Raw genomic sequence first — 17,483 nt, 5'->3', positions numbered from 1 at the left:
AGTCTCCCGCAAGCGGGGGACTGCTCGCGGCGTTTCTGACACTTGTCAGAATTCATTGACGGCCGTCAAAGCCCGCTGTTAGTGTGCTGCATCACAACGTGAAGGAGCACTGTGTTGCAGGGTTCACTGCCTCGGACAGCGATCATCGGCGCGGGTATCAGCGGGCTCACCGCCGGCAAGATGCTCAAGGACTACCGGGTGCCGTACACGACGTTCGAGACGTCGGACCGCATCGGCGGCAACTGGGCCTTCGGCAATCCGAACGGGCACAGCAGCGCGCACCGGTCGTTGCACATCGACACCAGCAAGCATCGGTTGTCGTTCAAGGACTTTCCGATCCCGGAGCACTTCCCGTCGTTCCCGCACCACTCCGACATCAAGGCCTATCTGGACGCCTACGCGAATGCGTTCGGGTTGCTGGAGAACATCGAGTTCAACAACGGCGTGGTGCGTGCGGCCCGGGTCGACGGGGGTGGTTGGGAGATCGAGGATCAGGCCGGAGCCCGTCGCGAGTTCGACCTGCTCGTCGTGGCCAACGGTCATCACTGGGACCCGCGACTGCCCGATTTCCCCGGGACGTTCACCGGTGAGGCGATCCATTCGCACCACTACATCGATCCGAAGGAACCGCTCGAGCTGACGGGTAAGCGGATTCTGGTGGTGGGCATCGGCAACAGCGCCGCCGACATCACCGTGGAGTTGTCATCGAAGTCGCTGCAGAACAAGGTCACGCTGTCCACCCGCTCGAGCGCCTGGATCGTGCCGAAATACATTGCGGGACAACCCGGTGACAAGTACTTCCGCACCAGTCCCTACCTGCCGTTGTCGTGGCAGCGCAAGCTGGTGCAGCTGATCGGGCCCGTGCTCGGCACCGATCCGACGATGTACGGGCTGCCCGCCCCCAATCACAAGCTTTTCGAGGCACATCCGACGCAGTCGGTCGAGTTGCCGTTGCGGCTCGGATCCGGGGACGTCGTCCCGAAGCCCAATGTGTCCCGCCTGGACGGAGACACCGTGCACTTCGAGGACGGGACCAGTGACGTCTTCGACGTGATCGTCTATGCGACGGGCTACAACATCACCTTCCCGTTCTTCGACCGCGACTTCATCAGCGCACCCGGCAACCACATCCGGCTCTACAAACGGATGTTCCGGCCCGGGATGGACGACCTGGTGTTCATGGGCTTCGCACAGGCGATTCCGACGCTGTTCCCGTTCGTGGAATGCCAGTCACGGTTGTTGGCGGCCTATGCGGTCGGACGGTACGCCCTGCCTCCGGCGGCAGAGATGGAGCGTGTGATCGATGCCGATCAGCAGCTGCACGGTGGGCATTGCACCGACCGGCCCCGGCACACCCAACAGGTGGACTACTTCTACTACGAACACGACATCCGTACCCGCGAGTTGCCCGCGGGGGCCAAACGGGCGGCTGACCGCGTCGGCGCGAACGCCGGGGTGATCGCATGACCTACACCGAGCTCACGTTCTATTCGGCCGGTGAGCGATGCAGCGCATGGCATTTCGCTGCCGCCGGCGACGGGTTGACCGGACCGGCCGGCCGTGCGGTGGTGGTGATGGCCCACGGCTTCGGCGGTACCAAGGATTCAGGTCTGCAGCCGTTCGCGGAGCGGTTCAGCGCGGCCGGTCTGGACGTGCTGGCGTTCGATTACCGTGGCTTCGGAGCCTCTGACGGCCAACCGCGGCAGAGCGTTTCGGTCGAGCGTCAGATGGCCGACTACGGTGCGGCCATCGCGGCGGCCCAACGACTGCCGGGTGTGGATCGCAGCCGGGTGGTGTTGTGGGGGTCGTCGTTCTCCGGGAGTCACGTCCTGAGGGTGGCCGCTCAGTGTGCAGATGTGGCGGCCGTGATCGGAATGACCCCGCTGACCAGTGGTCTGGCCGCCAGTCGCGCGGCCGTGGCGCACCGCGATGTCGCATCGGCACTGCGCTGGACACTGGCGGGAGTGAAGAGCCGCGTAGCCGTGGCGGCGGGCCGGGCACCCACGCTGATGCCGTTGGCGGCCGAACCGGGGGAGGCCGGCGCACTGGCCCTCGACGGGGCGTACGAGAGTTACCGAGCCATAGCCGGACCCACCTGGCGCAACGAAGTCGATTCGGCCATCGGCATGGAACTGGTGCAGATCCGCACCGGTGCCGCGGCCAAATCACTGAAATGTCCTGTGCTGATTCAGATCGCCGACTTCGACCGGTTCGTGCCGGCCAACTCGGTGATGAAGACGGCCGTGCAAGCCAGGGCTCAGGTCCATCACTACCCGTGCGATCACTTCGACGTGTGGCCTGGCCATGACTGGTTCGACACCGCTGCCGATGATCAGGTGAAGTTCCTGACCGCTCACCTTTGACCGCGAGCAGACGCAGAATCGCACATACGTGGGCGAAATAGTGCGATTCTGTGTCTGCTCGTCGGAGAAATTACGGGCGGTACAGCGCAGCGACATCTCCCGGTCGCACCTTGAGGGCGGCATTGCGGGGGAGCGCGTCGACGACGGTCACGGCCACCGGGACGTGATGGCTCGGTAACGCCTCGCGCACCAGATCTTTCAATTCGGCTTCGGTGGGTGGGACCGCGTCCCGCCGAAGCTCGACCGCGGCGAACGGCACCGCGCCGAGGCGCGCATCCGGAACCCCGACGACGCAGGCATCGAGCACGCTGGGATGTGAGATCAGAACCCGCCGAACCGTTTCCGGGAGGATCTTGAAGCCGCCGCGGTTGATCGCGCCGTCGCCGCGCCCGTGCAGGGTGACGAACCCGTCCTCGTCGATGGAGGCCAGGTCGGTGGTGCGCACCCAATCCGGTCCGATGATCTCGACGGCGGCCTCGAGCAGGCCGATGCCCCCGGCGGGGACCTCGGCGCCGGTGTCGGGGGCGACGATGCGGACCCGCACGCCGGGCAGCGGCCGGCCGACGCTGTCGGGTTTGTCCGCGCCATAGCGGCGGTACAGCTCAGGTGTCCAACTGCACACCGACCCCGCGAATTCGGTTGCCCCGTAGGCCCACAGCAGCGGTATCCCGTAGCGGCCCTCGAACTCGGCCCGCAGTTCGGGCTCCAGCGGGCCGGAGCCGCCGGACAGACCTTCCAGGGATGCCAGATCCTCGGCAGGGACGTCAGCCTGCAGCAGCATCCGGAGGATGGCGGGCTGCACGCCCGCCCGGGTGATCTGGTAGGTCTTGATCGCCTGGACCCACTCGCCGACACTGAACTTCTCCAGCAGCACCATGCGCTTGCCCGAGCACGGTGCGGCCAGCAGCTGACAGACGCCGATGCTGCCGAATGGCCAGTACACCAGCGCGGGCGGTGTGTCGGGACCCACCGCCTCATTGCCTGAGCCGATGGTCATGCTCAGCACGGTGTGGGCAAGCACGTTGGTGCCGACCGGGATTCGCTTGGGCGGTCCGGTGGTGCCGCTGGTCAGGATGTGCAGGCCCGACTGTTCCAGGTTCGCGTCGTGCCTGCTGCCGGGTTGCCGCGCGGTGGTAACGCCGACCCGGAGCGGATCCCCGGACAGTACGAGACCGGCCGAGCCGGACGACGCTACCGCGCCGCGCAGTTCGGGTGTCCAGTCGTCGAGGTCGGCGACCACCGCCGGCAGGGCCAGGCTTTCGACGTCGCGGGCGATCGCGGTGGCCGATTGATATGAGTAGATCATCACCACCGGGCGGCGCGCCGCGATGAAGCCGAGGATCGTCGCGGCATGGGCGACGCGGTTGCGGACGACGATGCCGACGGGTTCATCAGGCTGCACGCCTGCCTGCTGCAGCGCGGTAGAGATCTGCTCGATGAACCGCGTGATGTCGTTGCCCGAATACCACTTTCGGGCGAACTCGATGAACGGCCGATCGCCGTAGGCCTGCAGCCCGGCGGCAAGGCCGGCGGCGAAGTCGGTGGATACTGGGCCGGGCATGCCGCCCCTAGAACTGGGTGGAGCCCAGATCGACGGCGACCCGACTGGCCGTGACATACCGTGACTCGTCGCTCGCCAGCCAGATCGCCGCGTCGGCGATGTCCTCGGGTTCGGCGATGTAATCCGGCAGGAACGGGGTGACCATCTGCATCAGGCCGGGATTGGTGTCGTTGGCGCGATTGAGCGCGGCCAGCATGTCTCCGGTGCCCATCGGGGTGTTGACCGCGCCCGGATGCAGGCTGTTGACCCGGATCTTGTGCTTGCCCAATTCGGCCGCGAATGCCCGAGCCATCCCGGCCACGGCGTGCTTGCTGGCCGTGTAGTGCACCATGAACGGCTGCATCTTGATCCCGGCTGCCGAGCTGATCAGGATGATCGATCCGCCGCGCCCACCGTCGATGATGTGCTGGGCGCCGGCCATCACGGTGTTCCAGGTGCCGGTGACATTGATGTCCATGACGTCGCGGAACGACTCGGGAGTGGTCTCGTTCCAGGGTTCGGGAACCGTGATGCCCGCATTGGCCACGATGACGTCGAGCCTGCCGAACTCGGCGACACCCTTGCCGACGATCTCCCGCAGCGCGTCGTGGTCGCGGGTGTCGGCAGCGGTGGCGATGATGCGCTTGCCGGTGGCCTCGACGAGACGCACGGTTTCGGTCAGATCCTCCGGGGTCGCCGAGTCGTAGGGCACGCTCGGGGGCAGCGGACCGGCGATGTCGACGGCGATGATGTCGGCGCCCTCTTTGGCCATCCGAACCGCGTGCGCGCGGCCCTGCCCACGGGCAGCTCCGGTGATGAAGGCGACCTTTCCGGCGAGCCGCTCGGACATGGAATCTCCTTGAGTGTTGGGGGAATTCAGTGCTGGCGCTGGGCGGCCTTGACCAGCCCGCCGCCGATGATGAGTCGCTGGATCTCGCTGGTCCCCTCGTAGAGGCGCAGCAGCCGGACCTCGCGGTAGATGCGTTCGACCGGGACCTCGCGCATGTAGCCGGTACCGCCGTGGATCTGCACCGCGAGATCGGCCACGTTGCCTGCCATTTCGGTGCAGAACAGCTTGGCTGCCGAGGGGGCGATGCGGCGGTCCTCGCCGGACACCCACTTGGCCGCGGCGTCCCGGACCAGAGCCCGGCCGGCCATCACCCCGGTCTGTTGGTCGGCGAGCATCGCCTGCACCAACTGGAAGCTGCCGATCGGTTGGCCGCCCTGGGTCGCCGCGGCGGCGTAGGCGACTGATTCGTCGAGCGCGCGTTGGGCGGATCCCACCGCGAGTGCCGCGATATGGACCCGGCCGCGCGCCAGTGAGGTCATCGCGGCGCGGTAGCCGACGTCCTCACTGCCGCCCACGAGCGCACTGTTCGTCACCCGCACGTCGGTGAAATTGACGTCGGCGGTCCAGGCGCCCTCCTGACCCATCTTGGCGTCCTTGGCGCCCACTTCGACACCGGCGGCGTCGGCAGGCACGAGAAACACGGCGATGCCGGGGCCGTCGGCATCGGCGGGACGGGTGCGGGCGAACACGACGAACAGGTTCGCGGTGGGCGCGTTGGTGATGAACCGCTTCTGGCCGCTGATCACCCAGTCGCTCCCGTCGCGTACCGCCTTGGTGCGCAGGCCCGCCGGGTTCGAACCGGCGCCCGGCTCGGTGAGTGCGAAGGAGGCGACGACCGCACCGGAGGCGATGCCCTCCAGCCACCGGGCTTTCTGCTCATCGGTTCCGAACCCCACGAGTACCTGCCCGGCGATGCCGTTGTTGGTGCCGAACATCGACCGCAACGCCAGCGACGTGTAGCCGAATTCCATTGCCAGCTCGACATCTTGGGCGAGATTCAGGCCGAGGCCGCCCCACTGCTGCGGGATCGCGTAGCCGAACAACCCCATGTTCTTTGCCTGCTCGCGCAGATCGTCGGGCACCTTGTCGGTCGCCAGGATCTCGTTCTCGCGCGGCACCACGGCGGAGCGGATGAAGCTGCGGGTCTGCGCCAGGATCTCACTGAAGTCCTCGTCGCTGACTTCGGCAGTGGCCGCGGTGGTGGTCACAGGGAGCTCCATTTCGTCGCGCGGGATCGGCGGGGTGATGAATCTCCAATATCGTATATGAAATATGATCTGCGCCAGACAGAGCCCCCACGGTCGAAAGTTAGGTGATCAGGTGTCGTTGCTGAGCGGTCAGACTGCAGTGGTGACAGGCGGTGCCCAGGGTCTGGGCCTGGCTATCGCAAAGCGCTTCATCGGCGAGGGCGCCCGTGTCGTGCTCGGCGATGTCAACCTGGAGGCCACCGAGGCGGCCGCCCAGGAACTCGGCGGGCCCGAGGTGGCGACCGCCGTCCGTTGCGATGTCACCTCGTCGAGTGAGGTCGAGGCCCTGGTGCAGGCCGCCGTCGAGCGCTTCGGCGGACTGGACATCATGGTCAACAACGCCGGCATCACCCGCGATGCAACGCTGCGAAAGATGACCGAGGAGCAGTTCGACCAGGTGATCGCCGTGCATCTCAAGGGCACCTGGAACGGCACCAAATCGGCCGCGGCGATCATGCGGGAGAACAAGCGCGGCGCAATCGTGAACATGTCCTCGATCTCGGGCAAGGTCGGCCTGGTCGGGCAGACCAACTATTCGGCGGCCAAGGCCGGAATCGTCGGCATGACAAAGGCGTCGGCCAAGGAACTCGCACACCTCGGGGTTCGGGTCAACGCGATCCAGCCTGGGCTCATCCGCTCGGCGATGACCGAGGCCATGCCGCAACGGATTTGGGATCAGAAGCTTGCCGAGATCCCGATGGCCCGAGCCGGTGAACCCGACGAGGTGGCCAAGGTCGCCCTGTTCTTGGCCAGCGACCTGTCGTCGTACATGACGGGCACTGTGCTCGAGGTGACCGGCGGTCGGCACGTATGAGCACGCGCGAGGCGGTCATCTGCGAACCGGTCCGCACCCCGATCGGCCGCTATGGCGGCATGTTCGCGTCGCTCACCGCCGTCGACCTCGGCGTCGCCGCGCTCAAGGGCCTGCTGGAGCGCACCGGTGTAGCGCCGGAACAGGTGCAGGACGTGATTCTGGGGCACTGCTATCCCAACAGCGAGGCCCCGGCTGTCGGCCGCGTGGTGGCGCTCGACGCCGGCCTACCGGTGACGGTTCCCGGCATGCAGGTCGACCGGCGGTGTGGTTCCGGACTGCAGGCCGTGATCCAGGCCTGCCTGCAGGTGCGCAGTGGCGACAACGATCTGGTGGTGGCCGGCGGTGCCGAGAGCATGAGCAACGTCGCGTTCTACTCGACCGATATGCGGTGGGGTGGAGCCCGTGGCGGTGTGCAGATTCACGACGGGCTCGCGCGCGGCCGCACCACGGCCGGTGGGCAGTTCTATCCGGTGCCGGGCGGAATGCTGGAGACCGCTGAGAACCTCCGCCGTGAGTACGGCGTCACTCGCGCCGAACAAGACGAGCTCGCGGTGCGCTCGCATCGCAGCGCCGTGGCTGCTCAGCAGTCCGGGGTGCTGGCCGAGGAGATCATTCCCGTCACCGTCCGCACTCGCAAAGAAGAGGCCGTCATCGACACCGACGAGCACCCGCGCGCAGACACCACCGTCGAGGCCCTCTCCAAGCTCAAACCCGTTCTGCTCAAGCAGGATCCGGAGGCCACCGTGACCGCGGGCAATTCCAGCGGCCAGAACGATGCCGCGTCGATGTGCATCGTCACCACCCCGCAGAAGGCTGCCGAGCTCGGCCTGCGGCCGCTGGTGCGGATGGTGTCGTGGGGTTCGGCCGGCGTCGCTCCCAACATCATGGGCATCGGTCCGGTTCCGGCTACCGAGGTGGCCCTGGCCAAGGCCGACCTGCAGCTGAGCGACATCGATCTGATCGAGCTCAACGAGGCGTTCGCCGCGCAGGCGCTGGCCGTGATGAAGGAGTGGAAGTTCGGCGAGGCCGACTTCGAACGCACCAACGTGCGAGGATCCGGCATCTCGCTGGGGCATCCGGTGGGCGCGACCGGCGGACGGATGCTCGCCACGCTGGCCCGGGAACTGGATCGGCGTCAGGCCCGCTACGGGCTGGAGACCATGTGCATCGGCGGCGGCCAGGGGCTGGCCGCCGTATTCGAGAGGGTGGCATCGTGACCAGACTTGCGCAGACGCTGGGGCTCACCGAGTTCCAGACCGAGATCGTCTCCACGGTCAGGCAATTCGTCGACAAAGAGGTCATCCCGACCGCCCAGGAGCTCGAGCACTCCGACACCTACCCACAGGCCATCGTCGACCAGATGAAGAACATGGGCCTGTTCGGATTGATGATCCCCGAGGAGTACGGCGGCCTCGGCGAGTCGCTGCTGACGTACGCGCTGTGCGTCGAGGAGCTGGCCCGCGGCTGGATGAGCGTGTCCGGGGTGATCAATACCCACTTCATCGTCGCGTACATGATCCGGCAGCACGGAACCGATGCCCAGAAGCAAAAATTCTTGCCGCGCATGGCCACTGGCGAGACGCGCGGGGCGTTCTCGATGTCCGAGCCCGAACTCGGTTCGGATGTCGCGGCCATTCGGACCCGGGCCAAGAAGAACGACGACGGTACATACACCATCGACGGCCAGAAGATGTGGCTGACCAACGGCGGCAGTTCCACCTTGGTGGCCGCGCTGGTGCGCACCGATGAGGGTGCCGACAAGCCGCACCGCAACCTGACCGCGTTCCTGGTCGAAAAGCCCACCGGTTTTGGTGAAGTCGTTCCCGGGCTGACCATTCCGGGCAAGCTGGACAAGCTCGGCTACAAGGGCATCGACACCACCGAGCTGATCTTCGACGGCTACCGTGCCGGTGCTGACGACGTGCTCGGCGGCCTTCCCGGGCAGGGGTTCTTCCAGATGATGGACGGGGTCGAGGTCGGTCGCGTGAATGTGTCCGCGCGCGCCTGTGGGGTGGGGATCCGTGCCTTCGAGCTGGCCGTGCGCTACGCCCAACAGCGAGAAACCTTCGGCAAGCCGATCGCCGAGCACCAGGCGGTGGCGTTCCAATTGGCCGAGATGGCAACGAAAGTCGAGGCAGCCCATTTGATGATGGTCAACGCCGCCCGGCTCAAGGACTCCGGTGAACGCAACGACGTGGCCGCCGGTATGGCCAAGTACCTGGCCAGCGAGTTCTGCTCGGAGGTCACCCAGCAGAGCTTCCGGATCCACGGCGGCTACGGCTACTCCAAGGAGTACGAGATCGAGCGGCTGATGCGCGATGCACCGTTCCTGCTGATCGGTGAGGGCACCAGCGAGATCCAGAAGAACATCATCAGCAAGCGACTGCTGTCCGACTACCGGGTCTGAGCCGTGTCCATCCCCGATTTCTCGGCCCGGCCACAGATGGCCGAGGACGTGGCACGGTTGATCCGCAGACGGATCTTCGACGGCACCTACCCGGCGGGCAACTACATCCGGCTCGAGCAGCTGGCGGCCGAACTGGGAATCAGCGTGACGCCGGTGCGGGAGGCGTTGTTCGGCCTGCGCGCCGAGGGGCTGCTGACGCAGCAGCCCCGGCGCGGATTTCTGGTGCTTCCGGTCACCCGGCGCGATATCGACGACGTGGCCGGCGTGCAGGCCCACATCGGCGGCCAGTTGGCGCTACGGGCCGCCGACCAGATCAGCGACGCTCAGCTCGACGAACTGGACCGGATCCAGCGTGAGCTGGAAGACGCCTATGCCCGCGACGATCATGACGCCGCGGTCCGGCTCAACCACGCATTCCACCGGGGTGTCAACCGGGCGGCCGAGTCGCCGAAACTGGCTCAGCTGATGTCCCAGATCACCCGGTATGCACTGGAATCGGTGTATCCGACGGTAGAGGGCTGGCCCGAACAGTCGACCCACGACCACCGCCGGATCCTGGCGGCGCTCAAGGCCCGCGACGGGGACGGCGCGCGCGACGCCATGGCCGAGCACCTGTGTGCCGCATCGAAGCCGCTGACCGATCACCTCGACCGGCTGGGCGTGCTGGAGTAGCAATTTGACCCGCGAATGAAGGTGGCAGGCATGGTAGGTGTTCTCGACGGGATTCGGGTGCTCGACTATGGCCGGTTCATCGCAGCACCCTGGTGCAGCGCGATCCTGGCCGACATGGGTGCCGACGTGCTGCGCGTGGAGAAACGCGAAGGCGGCGAGGACCGTTGGGTGCAGGCCGTCACCGAGGGCGGTGAGGGCGGCACCTTCCTGCAGTGCAACCGCAACAAGCGCTCGCTGACGCTGGACTCCACCACCACTGAGGGCGCGGAGATCACCCGCCGCCTGGTGGCGCAGGCCGATATCGTGATCGCCAACATGCCCGCGGCCGGAATGCGGGCCAGCGGACTGGATTACGAGACACTCAAGGCGGTCAAGCCCGACATCATCCTGGCCAGCGCCACCGCCTACGGCGAGGGCGGACCGTACAGCGACAAGATCGGTTTCGACGGCGCCGGGCAGGTGATGTCCGGGGCGGTCTACCGGCAGGGCTTGCCGGATCAACCGATCCGAACAGTGGTGCCCTACGCGGATTTCGGCACCGCGCTCACCTTGGCGATCGGCGTCATGATGGCCTTGTATCACCGCGACAAGACCGGGCAGGGCCAGCATGTCGAGGGCGCGCTGCTGCCCACCGCGCTGATGCTGTCGAACGCCTTCCTCATCGAGCGTGAACTGCTGCAGGTCGACAAGCCCCGGATGGGCAACAAAGGCGCGTCGGTCGCGCCGTGCGATCTCTATCGCACCGCCGACGACCAGTGGGTCTTGCTGCAGGTCGCCGGGCAGCCGATGTTCAAGCGCTGGTGCCGGCTGGTGGGGCGCGAAGAGCTGTTCGACGATCCGCGTTTCGCCAACGACGACATCCGTTGGGCCAACGGTGACATCCTCAATGACATCATGGCCCGCTGGTGTGCCGACAAGTCCAAGGCCGAGGTGATGGAGCTCTTGGAGAAGGCGAAAATGCCTGCGGCCCCGCTGAATTCCACGCAGGACGTCCTCGACGACCCGCATGTGCAGGCCATGGGCTACCTGCAGCGGGTTCCGTTCCCCGGAGCCTCACGCGACGTGCCGATCATCGAAACCCCGTTTCGGATGTCGGCGACGCCGGGCACCATCCGGCACCGGGCGCCGCTGCTGGGCGAGCACACCGACGAGGTGCTGGCCGAGCTCGGTTACGACGCGACGCAGATCGCCGAACTGCGGACGAACGCCATCGTGTGAATCACAGTGTCGCCCGACCTATAACGAGTCGCCGATCGCGTGAAGCTGGGCGAGCTGCTCGCAGAAGTGTTCGGCACTGCGCGCCTGCACCGTGCAGTTGGCGATGGTGGCACCGACGTCGCGTAGCCGATTCAGGCGCCCGCGTGCGACGTCCGGATCGCCCAACGGGTCCAGCGCCACACCAGGGGACAGGATGACCTCGAAACCCGCGGGCAGTTGATACGGCGCGAGAAACTCAGCGATCGTGTCAGCTGACAGACCGAAAGGCATCCAGCCATTGCCCAATTCGACGGCGCGACGTAACGAGCGCCTGGTGCGCCCACCGACCCAGATCGGGATATCGGTACTGGTGGCGTGCGGTTCGATGGCGAAGCCATCGACCACGGGCTGTCCCCACGCGGCCCGAAGCCTGGCGATGTCGTGGTCGGCCGCGGCGCCGCGGCCCTGGAACTGGGCGCCGAGCAGTTCGAATTCCTCGGTCAGCGATCCGACGCCGACGCCGAGGATCACCCGGCCATCGCTGAGCCGGTCGAGGGTCCCGTAGCTCTTGGCCAGCGCCACCGGATGGTGGTAAGGCAGGACCACCACGGCCGTGGTCAGCCGGATGCGCCTGGTCCGCGCCGCCAGGAACGACAGGGTGGCCAGCGGATCCCAATACACCGTCCCTCGCACCGTGGCGGCCGAGGCGGGTATCCCGGTGTGCTCGGCACAGGTGAGGTGGTGAAACCCCAATCTGTCTGCGGCCTCGGCGATCAGGGCCAGCTCGTCGGGACCGGCGTCGGCCTCCCACGGCGAGAACTCACCGGGGTGTTGCATGACGATGGGTGTGGATAGTCCGAGCTTCACGTCGTTGCCTCCTTGGCGTGGATCTTCGCAAAGCTGACGGTGGCGACGACGGCCAGGTCATTGTCGGGGACCGTGAAGATGTCGACCTGGATCACCATGGATCGCTTGCCGGCATGCACGACGCGGGCCACGGCCCGGGCAGCGCCCTCGGTCACCGGCCGCAGGTAGCGCAGGTTGAGATCAGAGGTCACCACGCTGCGCCCGGGCGGCAACTGGCGCATGGCGAGCTTGCCTGCCGCCGTGTCGACCAGGGTGGCCAGCAGCCCGCCTTGCAGCCCGCCGTTGGTGTTGACCACATGCGGGGCGACGGGAAGTTCGACGACGGCTTCATCATCAGCTCCCGGGGCGTCCCGATAGCCGATGAGCTCGAACAGCTCGAAGATGCTGGTCGTCACTGGGATTCACCTTCCCTCAACATGGCCCGTAGCGCGGCGTTGTCGATTTTTCCGGTAGCGCCGCGCGGGACGGTGTCCTCGTCGTCGAGGATCAGCCACAGCGTGGGCACTTTGAACGAGCTGATGGCGGCCCGGGTGGCCGTGTGCACCGACTCCAACGAGAGCGCGTCACCGACTACGACCGCGCCGACCCGATTGGCCTGTCCGTCAGGCACGTTCACCACGTGTGCGGCGCGTACGCCGGGGATGGACCGCAGCGCCCGCTGTACTTCACTCGGATACACCGTGGCACCCCGGACCTTGAACATGTCGTCGGATCTGCCTCGGTAGAACAGGAATCCGTCGTCATCGAGGTAGCCGAGATCCCCGGTCGGGTAGTAGCCGTCGGCGGTGAACACCTGCTCGCGGCTGCGCCGGCAGATGCCCCGCATCACATGCGGGCCGCGGATCTGGATCTCCCCGGTGTCGCCGTCAGGCAGTGGTACCCCGGTGTCTGTGTCGACGATGCGCACGTCCATTCCGTCGAACGGCCGGCCACAGCTGCCCCATGCCGATTCGGGCATGTCGGTGTCGGCGCGGAATCCGCAGTACGGGCCGAACGATTCGGTCATCCCGAACAACGACGCCCGTGCCCCGGGCCGTGACCGCATGCTGTCCGGCAACAGCGCTTCCAGGCTTCCGGGCTGCAGTGAGCTCAAGTCGGCATTGCCGGTGTGGCGGGCCAGGACCTCGGCCTGCTCGGGCCAGCCGCGGAACAGCGTGACCCGTTCCCGCTGCAGCAGTTGGAGGGTGGACTCGGTGCCGGGTATCGGCTCGGTCACCAGCGTGGCCCCCGACAGCAGAGCCGAGAGGATGCCTGCACCGAATCCACCCACCCAGAAGAACGGCATGGGCAGGTACAGCCGGGTATCTGCGGTGATACATCGCGCGTGGAGCCCCGACCGTACGGCGCCCAGGGCATTTCGGTGAGAATGGATGGTTCCCTTCGGCGGCCCGCTGCTGCCCGAGGTGAACATGATCACCATCGGGTCGCTCTCGCGTACCCGGGCCGCCAGGGCGTCGGCCTCACCGCGGGACCCGGTGAACGCGAGCGTCTCCGCACTGCTCCACACGGCGCGCAGCGCGGGCAGCCGGCTCCGGTCCACCGGGTACCGATGGCCCCGGAACTCCTCGACGGCAATGAGGAACTGCACCGAGGCCATCCGCAATTGGACCGTCAGTTCTTCCGGCCGCAGCAGGGTGCTCATCGGTACCAGGACGGCGCCGATGCGCATCAACGCGACGGCGATCCGCACCCAGTCGACGCCGTTGGGCATGACGAGGCCGACGCGGGATCCTTTGGCGACGCCCGCGGCGATGAGCCCAGCAGCCAATTCTGCAGTGCCGGTGTCCAGTTCGGTATAGGAAAGCCGCGACATCGGATCGACCACGGCGGGCTTCGCGGACGATGAACGAGCGCGCACCAGTGCGTCGATGGTGTCAGGCATCGAACAGCCCACGTAGACCGGCGATATCGAGCTTGCCACTGGACAGTGTCGGCACATCGGCGGGGCGGCATACCGCGAACACCCGAGGGACCTTGTACGCCGAGAGTGTGCCGCGCAGTTCGGTCCGAACCGCCTCGACGTCGACGGGACCGTCGGTGACGACGACGGCCGCGACGATCTGTCCGCGCTCGTCGTCGGGCAGTCCCAGGACATGCGCGGTGAAACCCAGTTCTGACAGCGCAGTCTCTACCTCGCCCGGAGTGACGTTGGCGCCGGCGGTCTTGATCATCGCGCCGGCCCGGCCCAGAAAGTAGAAGTATCCGTCCTCATCGGTGCGTACCAGGTCACCGGTGTGAAACCAGCCGTCGGCGTCGAAGCAGTCCTCGCGGTTGCGGCCGTAATAACCCTGCATGAGGTACGGTCCGCGCACGCATAATTCGCCCGAGGGCAGCACCTTGGCCTCGAAACCCGGTGCGGGCCGGCCATAGCTGCCACGGCGGTGCTCGGGTTGCTCATCCTCGTGCCTGTCGAGCAACACCACGCTGCCGGTCTCGGTCATCCCGAGCATGTTGTGCCGCAGTTCCGGGTCGGCCGGGCGGGCCTCGGGAGCCATGACCGGATACAGATTGCCTCTCGTCGCCCAGAAGCGGCGGGACGGATAGCTGGGATGCCGGGTCAGGTGGGCGATACCGGCAACGAAACCGTTCGTGACGGTGGGTTTCTCGGCTTCGAGCAGGTCGAGCGTGACGCCGGCGTCGGTCGAGTTCGAACAGATCAGGGTCGCCCCGGCGGTCATCGTGGCCAGTAGCCCGAACGCGAACCCGCCGATCCAGAAGAACGGTGAGTTGCAGAACAGCCGGTCGGTCGCGGTGAGCCCGCGAATCTCGTTGAGATTGCGTTGATGTCCGATCAGCGAGGAGTGGGTGTGCACCACACCTTTGGGTGAGCCGGTGGATCCTGAGGTGTAGATGATCGCCAGTGGATCGCAGCCGTCGACATCGTCTTCGAAACCGCGCAGCGTAGGCGCCTGGGAGCGTGGCATCTCGAACAACACGTGCCGCAGACACGGTGCGTCGATGCCCGAGAGGCGTTGCACGTAGTCGTGATTGCGAAAGCTGCGTGACGACAGCAAGATGGCGGTATCGCTGTCGCGAAGCTGGGTAGCCAGTTCAGTCCCGGTGAGGAAGGTGGAATGCGGCACCACCACCGCACCGATCCGGGCCGCAGCGAGCATCCCGACCACGAAGTCCACTCCGTTCGGATAGAGCAGCCCGACATGCGTGCCCTTGCCGGCGCCGAGCGTGATCAGACCGCCGGCCACCTCGGAGGAGCGGCGTTGCGCCTCGACGTAGGTGATCCGCTCGTCGTCGCAGATCAGCAGCGGGCGATCGGCGCACCCGCGCAGCAGCCCCGCGACGGTGTCAGACACGCGAAGAGAAATGGTCCCGTACGGCACCGAGATCGGCTTTCCCCGAGGGTGTTCGGGGAATCGTCTCGACTATGGCGATCTCGGTCGGGATCTCGTAGCGGGCCAGGCGGCCACTCAGGTAGTCCAGCAGTGCGTCGACGGTGGTGGTGCCGTGAAGCTCCACCATCGCCGCGGGTGTCTCACCCAGACGGTCGTCGGGTATGCCGATCACGGCCGCCCCGCGCACCGCCGGGTGGCTTTCCAGGGCGGTGCGGACATCGTCGGGCATCACCTTGAATCCGCCGCGGATGATGGCCTGGTCGGCGCGGCCGAGGATCCAGACGAATCCGTCTGCGTCGATCCGGGCGAGGTCGGTGGTGCGCAGCCAGTCGGCGTCGTTGTCGAACTGTGCCGGCTTGACCTCCAGCAAGCCCTGCTCGTCGGGCTGCAGCGGATTGCCGTTCTCGTCGACCACCCTCAGCTGGGCTCCAGGGTTGGCCCTGCCGACGCTGCCCCGCTTGGCTTTCCAGTACTTCTGGTGGTCGGCCAGTGTCCAGCTCGCCACCCCGCCGCCGAACTCGGTGGCGGCGTACGAGGTCAACACCGGGATGCCGAACTTCTCGGTGAACGCGTCGGCATCGTCGGCCGAAAGCGGCGCCGTGCCGGAGGTGACGGCGCGGATACCGGCCAGGTCGTCACGGGTGAGATCGGAGTGCAGCACCATGCGCAGGGCGGCCGGCACCAGTGATACCGCCCGTGGTTGGTGTTCCCGGACGGCGTCGGCCCAGCGCGTCAGGTCGAACTTGGGCAGCAGTACGAAAGGCCGTGCCTCGGCGATGCACAGCAGGACCCGGAACACCCCGCCGACGTGCACCAACGGGGAGTTGACGATCGCTACGCCTCGGCGCAGTTCGGTTGGTGCCGGTGCGTTTTCGGGATCGCCGCCGATCACGCTGCGGGCCAGCATGTCGTAGGTCAGGTCCACGCGCTTGGGTGGCCCGGTGGTGCCGCTGGTGAGCATCCACACCGCCACACCCGGCCGTCCGGCATCCTGCGTCGGGCTCTGGGCGCGACGGATCTCGGGCGGGGTGTCGAGGTCGCGGATCGTCACGGTCATCGTGGCGGGGGAGGGCGCGGCGAGGGCGCTGATGTCCTCGGCCGTGCCGACGAGTACCGGCAGCCCGAGAGCTTCTATGTCGGCGCGCGTGCGGTCGTCACCGCGGGACGGATTGATCACCACGACGGTGCCCCCGGCGGCCAGCACTCCGAGCAGCGCCGCGACGTGGGCGGGCTGATTGCGCAGCATGATGCCGACCCGGGTGCCGCCGGACACCGCGCCGACGTGCCGTGCCACCGTCGCGACCTGTCCCCAGGTGTGCCACTGGCCGTCGTACTGGATGGCGTTGGCCGCCGGGTCCAGATCGAAGATGTCGTCGATGCGCCGCGAAAGAGGGTGGGTCATCAGCGGATCCTGGGCGCGGTCTTGGGAAGAGGACGGTCAGCCAGCTCGGCTTTGGCGATCGGGTTGCCCAGCCGGGTGTAGATGAGGCCCTGATCCATGGCGGCACGGTAGGGCTTGTCGAGGGACTCCCAGATGGCTTTCACGGTGCCTTGCGTGGCGGTCGGCGGTTTCGCCGCAATGGTGGTGGCGATCTCGTTTGCGCGGTCCCACAATTGGTCCCTGGCCACCACTTCGGTCACGAGTCCGATGCGCAGGGCAGTGTCGGCGCTGACGCGTTCGTCGTTGCCCATCAACGCCATCCGCAAGGTGTCACCGAGTCCGACCCGGCGCATCAGTCCGATGGGCTCCAGCGCCGACACCAGACCGGCGCTGACGTGGGAATCGAAGAATGTGGCTTCCTGCGAACAGATCACCACATCGGCTTCGTTGACGAAGTACAGCGCACCGGCCGTGCACATACCCTGTACCGCGCACACCACCGGCTTCCACATCTTCTGCCACTTCGGGCTCAGCAGTTCGCCGGGATCCTCGTGGTTCCAGACGATCTCGGGCTGACCATAGCTGGACTTCACATCCAGCCCGGCACTGAACGCCCGGTCGCCCGCCGCCCGCAACACCACGGCGTTGATGCCTTCGTCGTCTTTGATGGCGTGCCAGGCGTCGCGCATCTCGTTGCACATGGCGCGGTTGAACGAGTTCAACGCTTCGGGCCGGTTGAGCGTGACGGTGGCGACCCGTGATTCATGGTCGAACTCGAGGAGGATCGTTTCCACG

At 66.8% G+C, this 17,483-nt stretch carries 16 protein-coding genes; 7 read left to right on the top strand and 9 right to left on the bottom strand.

Annotation, left to right across the window (positions count from 1 at the left end):
* Positions 1-180: 180 nt before the first annotated feature.
* The gene (locus tag BN2156_RS11140; protein WP_407661725.1) at positions 181-1,467 is read left to right on the top strand and encodes a flavin-containing monooxygenase; all 1,287 of its coding nucleotides are present in this window, start codon (positions 181-183) and stop codon (positions 1,465-1,467) included.
* Positions 1,464-2,363, top strand: a complete 900-nt coding sequence (locus BN2156_RS11135) for an alpha/beta hydrolase (RefSeq protein ID WP_090513466.1) — start codon at positions 1,464-1,466, stop codon at positions 2,361-2,363. The genes BN2156_RS11140 and BN2156_RS11135 overlap by 4 nt, the downstream gene beginning before the upstream one ends.
* A gap of 70 nt (positions 2,364-2,433) precedes the next feature.
* On the opposite strand, the gene BN2156_RS11130 is transcribed toward BN2156_RS11135, so the two are convergent.
* The 3 genes from BN2156_RS11130 to BN2156_RS11120 are packed head-to-tail and all read right to left on the bottom strand — an operon-like array spanning position 2,434 to position 5,973.
* Entirely contained in the window at positions 2,434-3,924 is a 1,491-nt protein-coding gene (locus BN2156_RS11130; protein ID WP_090513463.1) for a class I adenylate-forming enzyme family protein, read from the bottom strand.
* Between the two features lie 7 nt (positions 3,925-3,931).
* Positions 3,932-4,753: a mycofactocin-coupled SDR family oxidoreductase gene (locus BN2156_RS11125; RefSeq protein ID WP_090513460.1), complete on the bottom strand. Its 822-nt coding sequence runs from the start codon at positions 4,751-4,753 to the stop codon at positions 3,932-3,934.
* 26 nt (positions 4,754-4,779) lie between these two features.
* Positions 4,780-5,973, bottom strand: a complete 1,194-nt coding sequence (locus tag BN2156_RS11120) for an acyl-CoA dehydrogenase family protein (RefSeq protein WP_090513457.1) — start codon at positions 5,971-5,973, stop codon at positions 4,780-4,782.
* Between the two features lie 52 nt (positions 5,974-6,025).
* Here BN2156_RS11120 and fabG point away from each other — a divergent pair, with 52 nt between their 5' ends.
* Genes fabG through BN2156_RS11095 form a run of 5 tightly spaced genes read left to right on the top strand, consistent with a single transcriptional unit; the run spans position 6,026 to position 11,111 of the window.
* Positions 6,026-6,814, top strand: a complete 789-nt coding sequence (gene fabG, locus BN2156_RS11115; protein ID WP_162490776.1) for a 3-oxoacyl-ACP reductase FabG — start codon at positions 6,026-6,028, stop codon at positions 6,812-6,814.
* Complete coding sequence (locus BN2156_RS11110) at positions 6,811-8,031, top strand: acetyl-CoA C-acetyltransferase (RefSeq protein ID WP_090513454.1); 1,221 nt, start codon at positions 6,811-6,813, stop codon at positions 8,029-8,031. Before fabG ends, BN2156_RS11110 begins: the two co-directional genes overlap by 4 nt.
* Positions 8,028-9,221, top strand: a complete 1,194-nt coding sequence (locus BN2156_RS11105; protein ID WP_090513450.1) for an acyl-CoA dehydrogenase family protein — start codon at positions 8,028-8,030, stop codon at positions 9,219-9,221. The genes BN2156_RS11110 and BN2156_RS11105 overlap by 4 nt, the downstream gene beginning before the upstream one ends.
* A gap of 3 nt (positions 9,222-9,224) precedes the next feature.
* A complete protein-coding gene (locus tag BN2156_RS11100; RefSeq protein WP_090513447.1) occupies positions 9,225-9,893 on the top strand; it encodes a GntR family transcriptional regulator in 669 nt (222 codons plus the stop codon).
* A gap of 30 nt (positions 9,894-9,923) precedes the next feature.
* Complete coding sequence (locus BN2156_RS11095; RefSeq protein WP_090515782.1) at positions 9,924-11,111, top strand: CaiB/BaiF CoA transferase family protein; 1,188 nt, start codon at positions 9,924-9,926, stop codon at positions 11,109-11,111.
* A gap of 18 nt (positions 11,112-11,129) precedes the next feature.
* On the opposite strand, the gene BN2156_RS11090 is transcribed toward BN2156_RS11095, so the two are convergent.
* From BN2156_RS11090 to BN2156_RS11065, 6 genes are read right to left on the bottom strand one after another with little or no spacing between them, the layout of a single operon-like run.
* Entirely contained in the window at positions 11,130-11,957 is an 828-nt protein-coding gene (locus tag BN2156_RS11090; RefSeq protein WP_090513444.1) for a TIGR03619 family F420-dependent LLM class oxidoreductase, read from the bottom strand.
* Positions 11,954-12,352 carry a PaaI family thioesterase gene (locus tag BN2156_RS11085; protein WP_235625273.1) on the bottom strand — a complete coding sequence of 133 codons (399 nt, stop codon included), beginning with the start codon at positions 12,350-12,352 and terminating at the stop codon, positions 11,954-11,956. The genes BN2156_RS11090 and BN2156_RS11085 overlap by 4 nt, the downstream gene beginning before the upstream one ends.
* A complete protein-coding gene (locus tag BN2156_RS11080; protein WP_090513438.1) occupies positions 12,349-13,839 on the bottom strand; it encodes a class I adenylate-forming enzyme family protein in 1,491 nt (496 codons plus the stop codon). The genes BN2156_RS11085 and BN2156_RS11080 overlap by 4 nt, the downstream gene beginning before the upstream one ends.
* Positions 13,832-15,268 carry a class I adenylate-forming enzyme family protein gene (locus BN2156_RS11075; protein ID WP_090513437.1) on the bottom strand — a complete coding sequence of 479 codons (1,437 nt, stop codon included), beginning with the start codon at positions 15,266-15,268 and terminating at the stop codon, positions 13,832-13,834. Before BN2156_RS11075 ends, BN2156_RS11080 begins: the two co-directional genes overlap by 8 nt.
* The gene (locus tag BN2156_RS11070; protein ID WP_090513434.1) at positions 15,261-16,709 is read right to left on the bottom strand and encodes a class I adenylate-forming enzyme family protein; all 1,449 of its coding nucleotides are present in this window, start codon (positions 16,707-16,709) and stop codon (positions 15,261-15,263) included. Before BN2156_RS11070 ends, BN2156_RS11075 begins: the two co-directional genes overlap by 8 nt.
* Positions 16,709-17,482, bottom strand: a complete 774-nt coding sequence (locus BN2156_RS11065; RefSeq protein ID WP_210436600.1) for an enoyl-CoA hydratase/isomerase family protein — start codon at positions 17,480-17,482, stop codon at positions 16,709-16,711. Before BN2156_RS11065 ends, BN2156_RS11070 begins: the two co-directional genes overlap by 1 nt.
* Position 17,483: the final 1 nt, after the last annotated feature.

This window comes from Mycolicibacterium neworleansense, from assembly GCF_001245615.1.
Classification (GTDB): domain Bacteria; phylum Actinomycetota; class Actinomycetes; order Mycobacteriales; family Mycobacteriaceae; genus Mycobacterium; species Mycobacterium neworleansense.
This window is presented reverse-complemented; position numbering and strand designations above follow the sequence as displayed.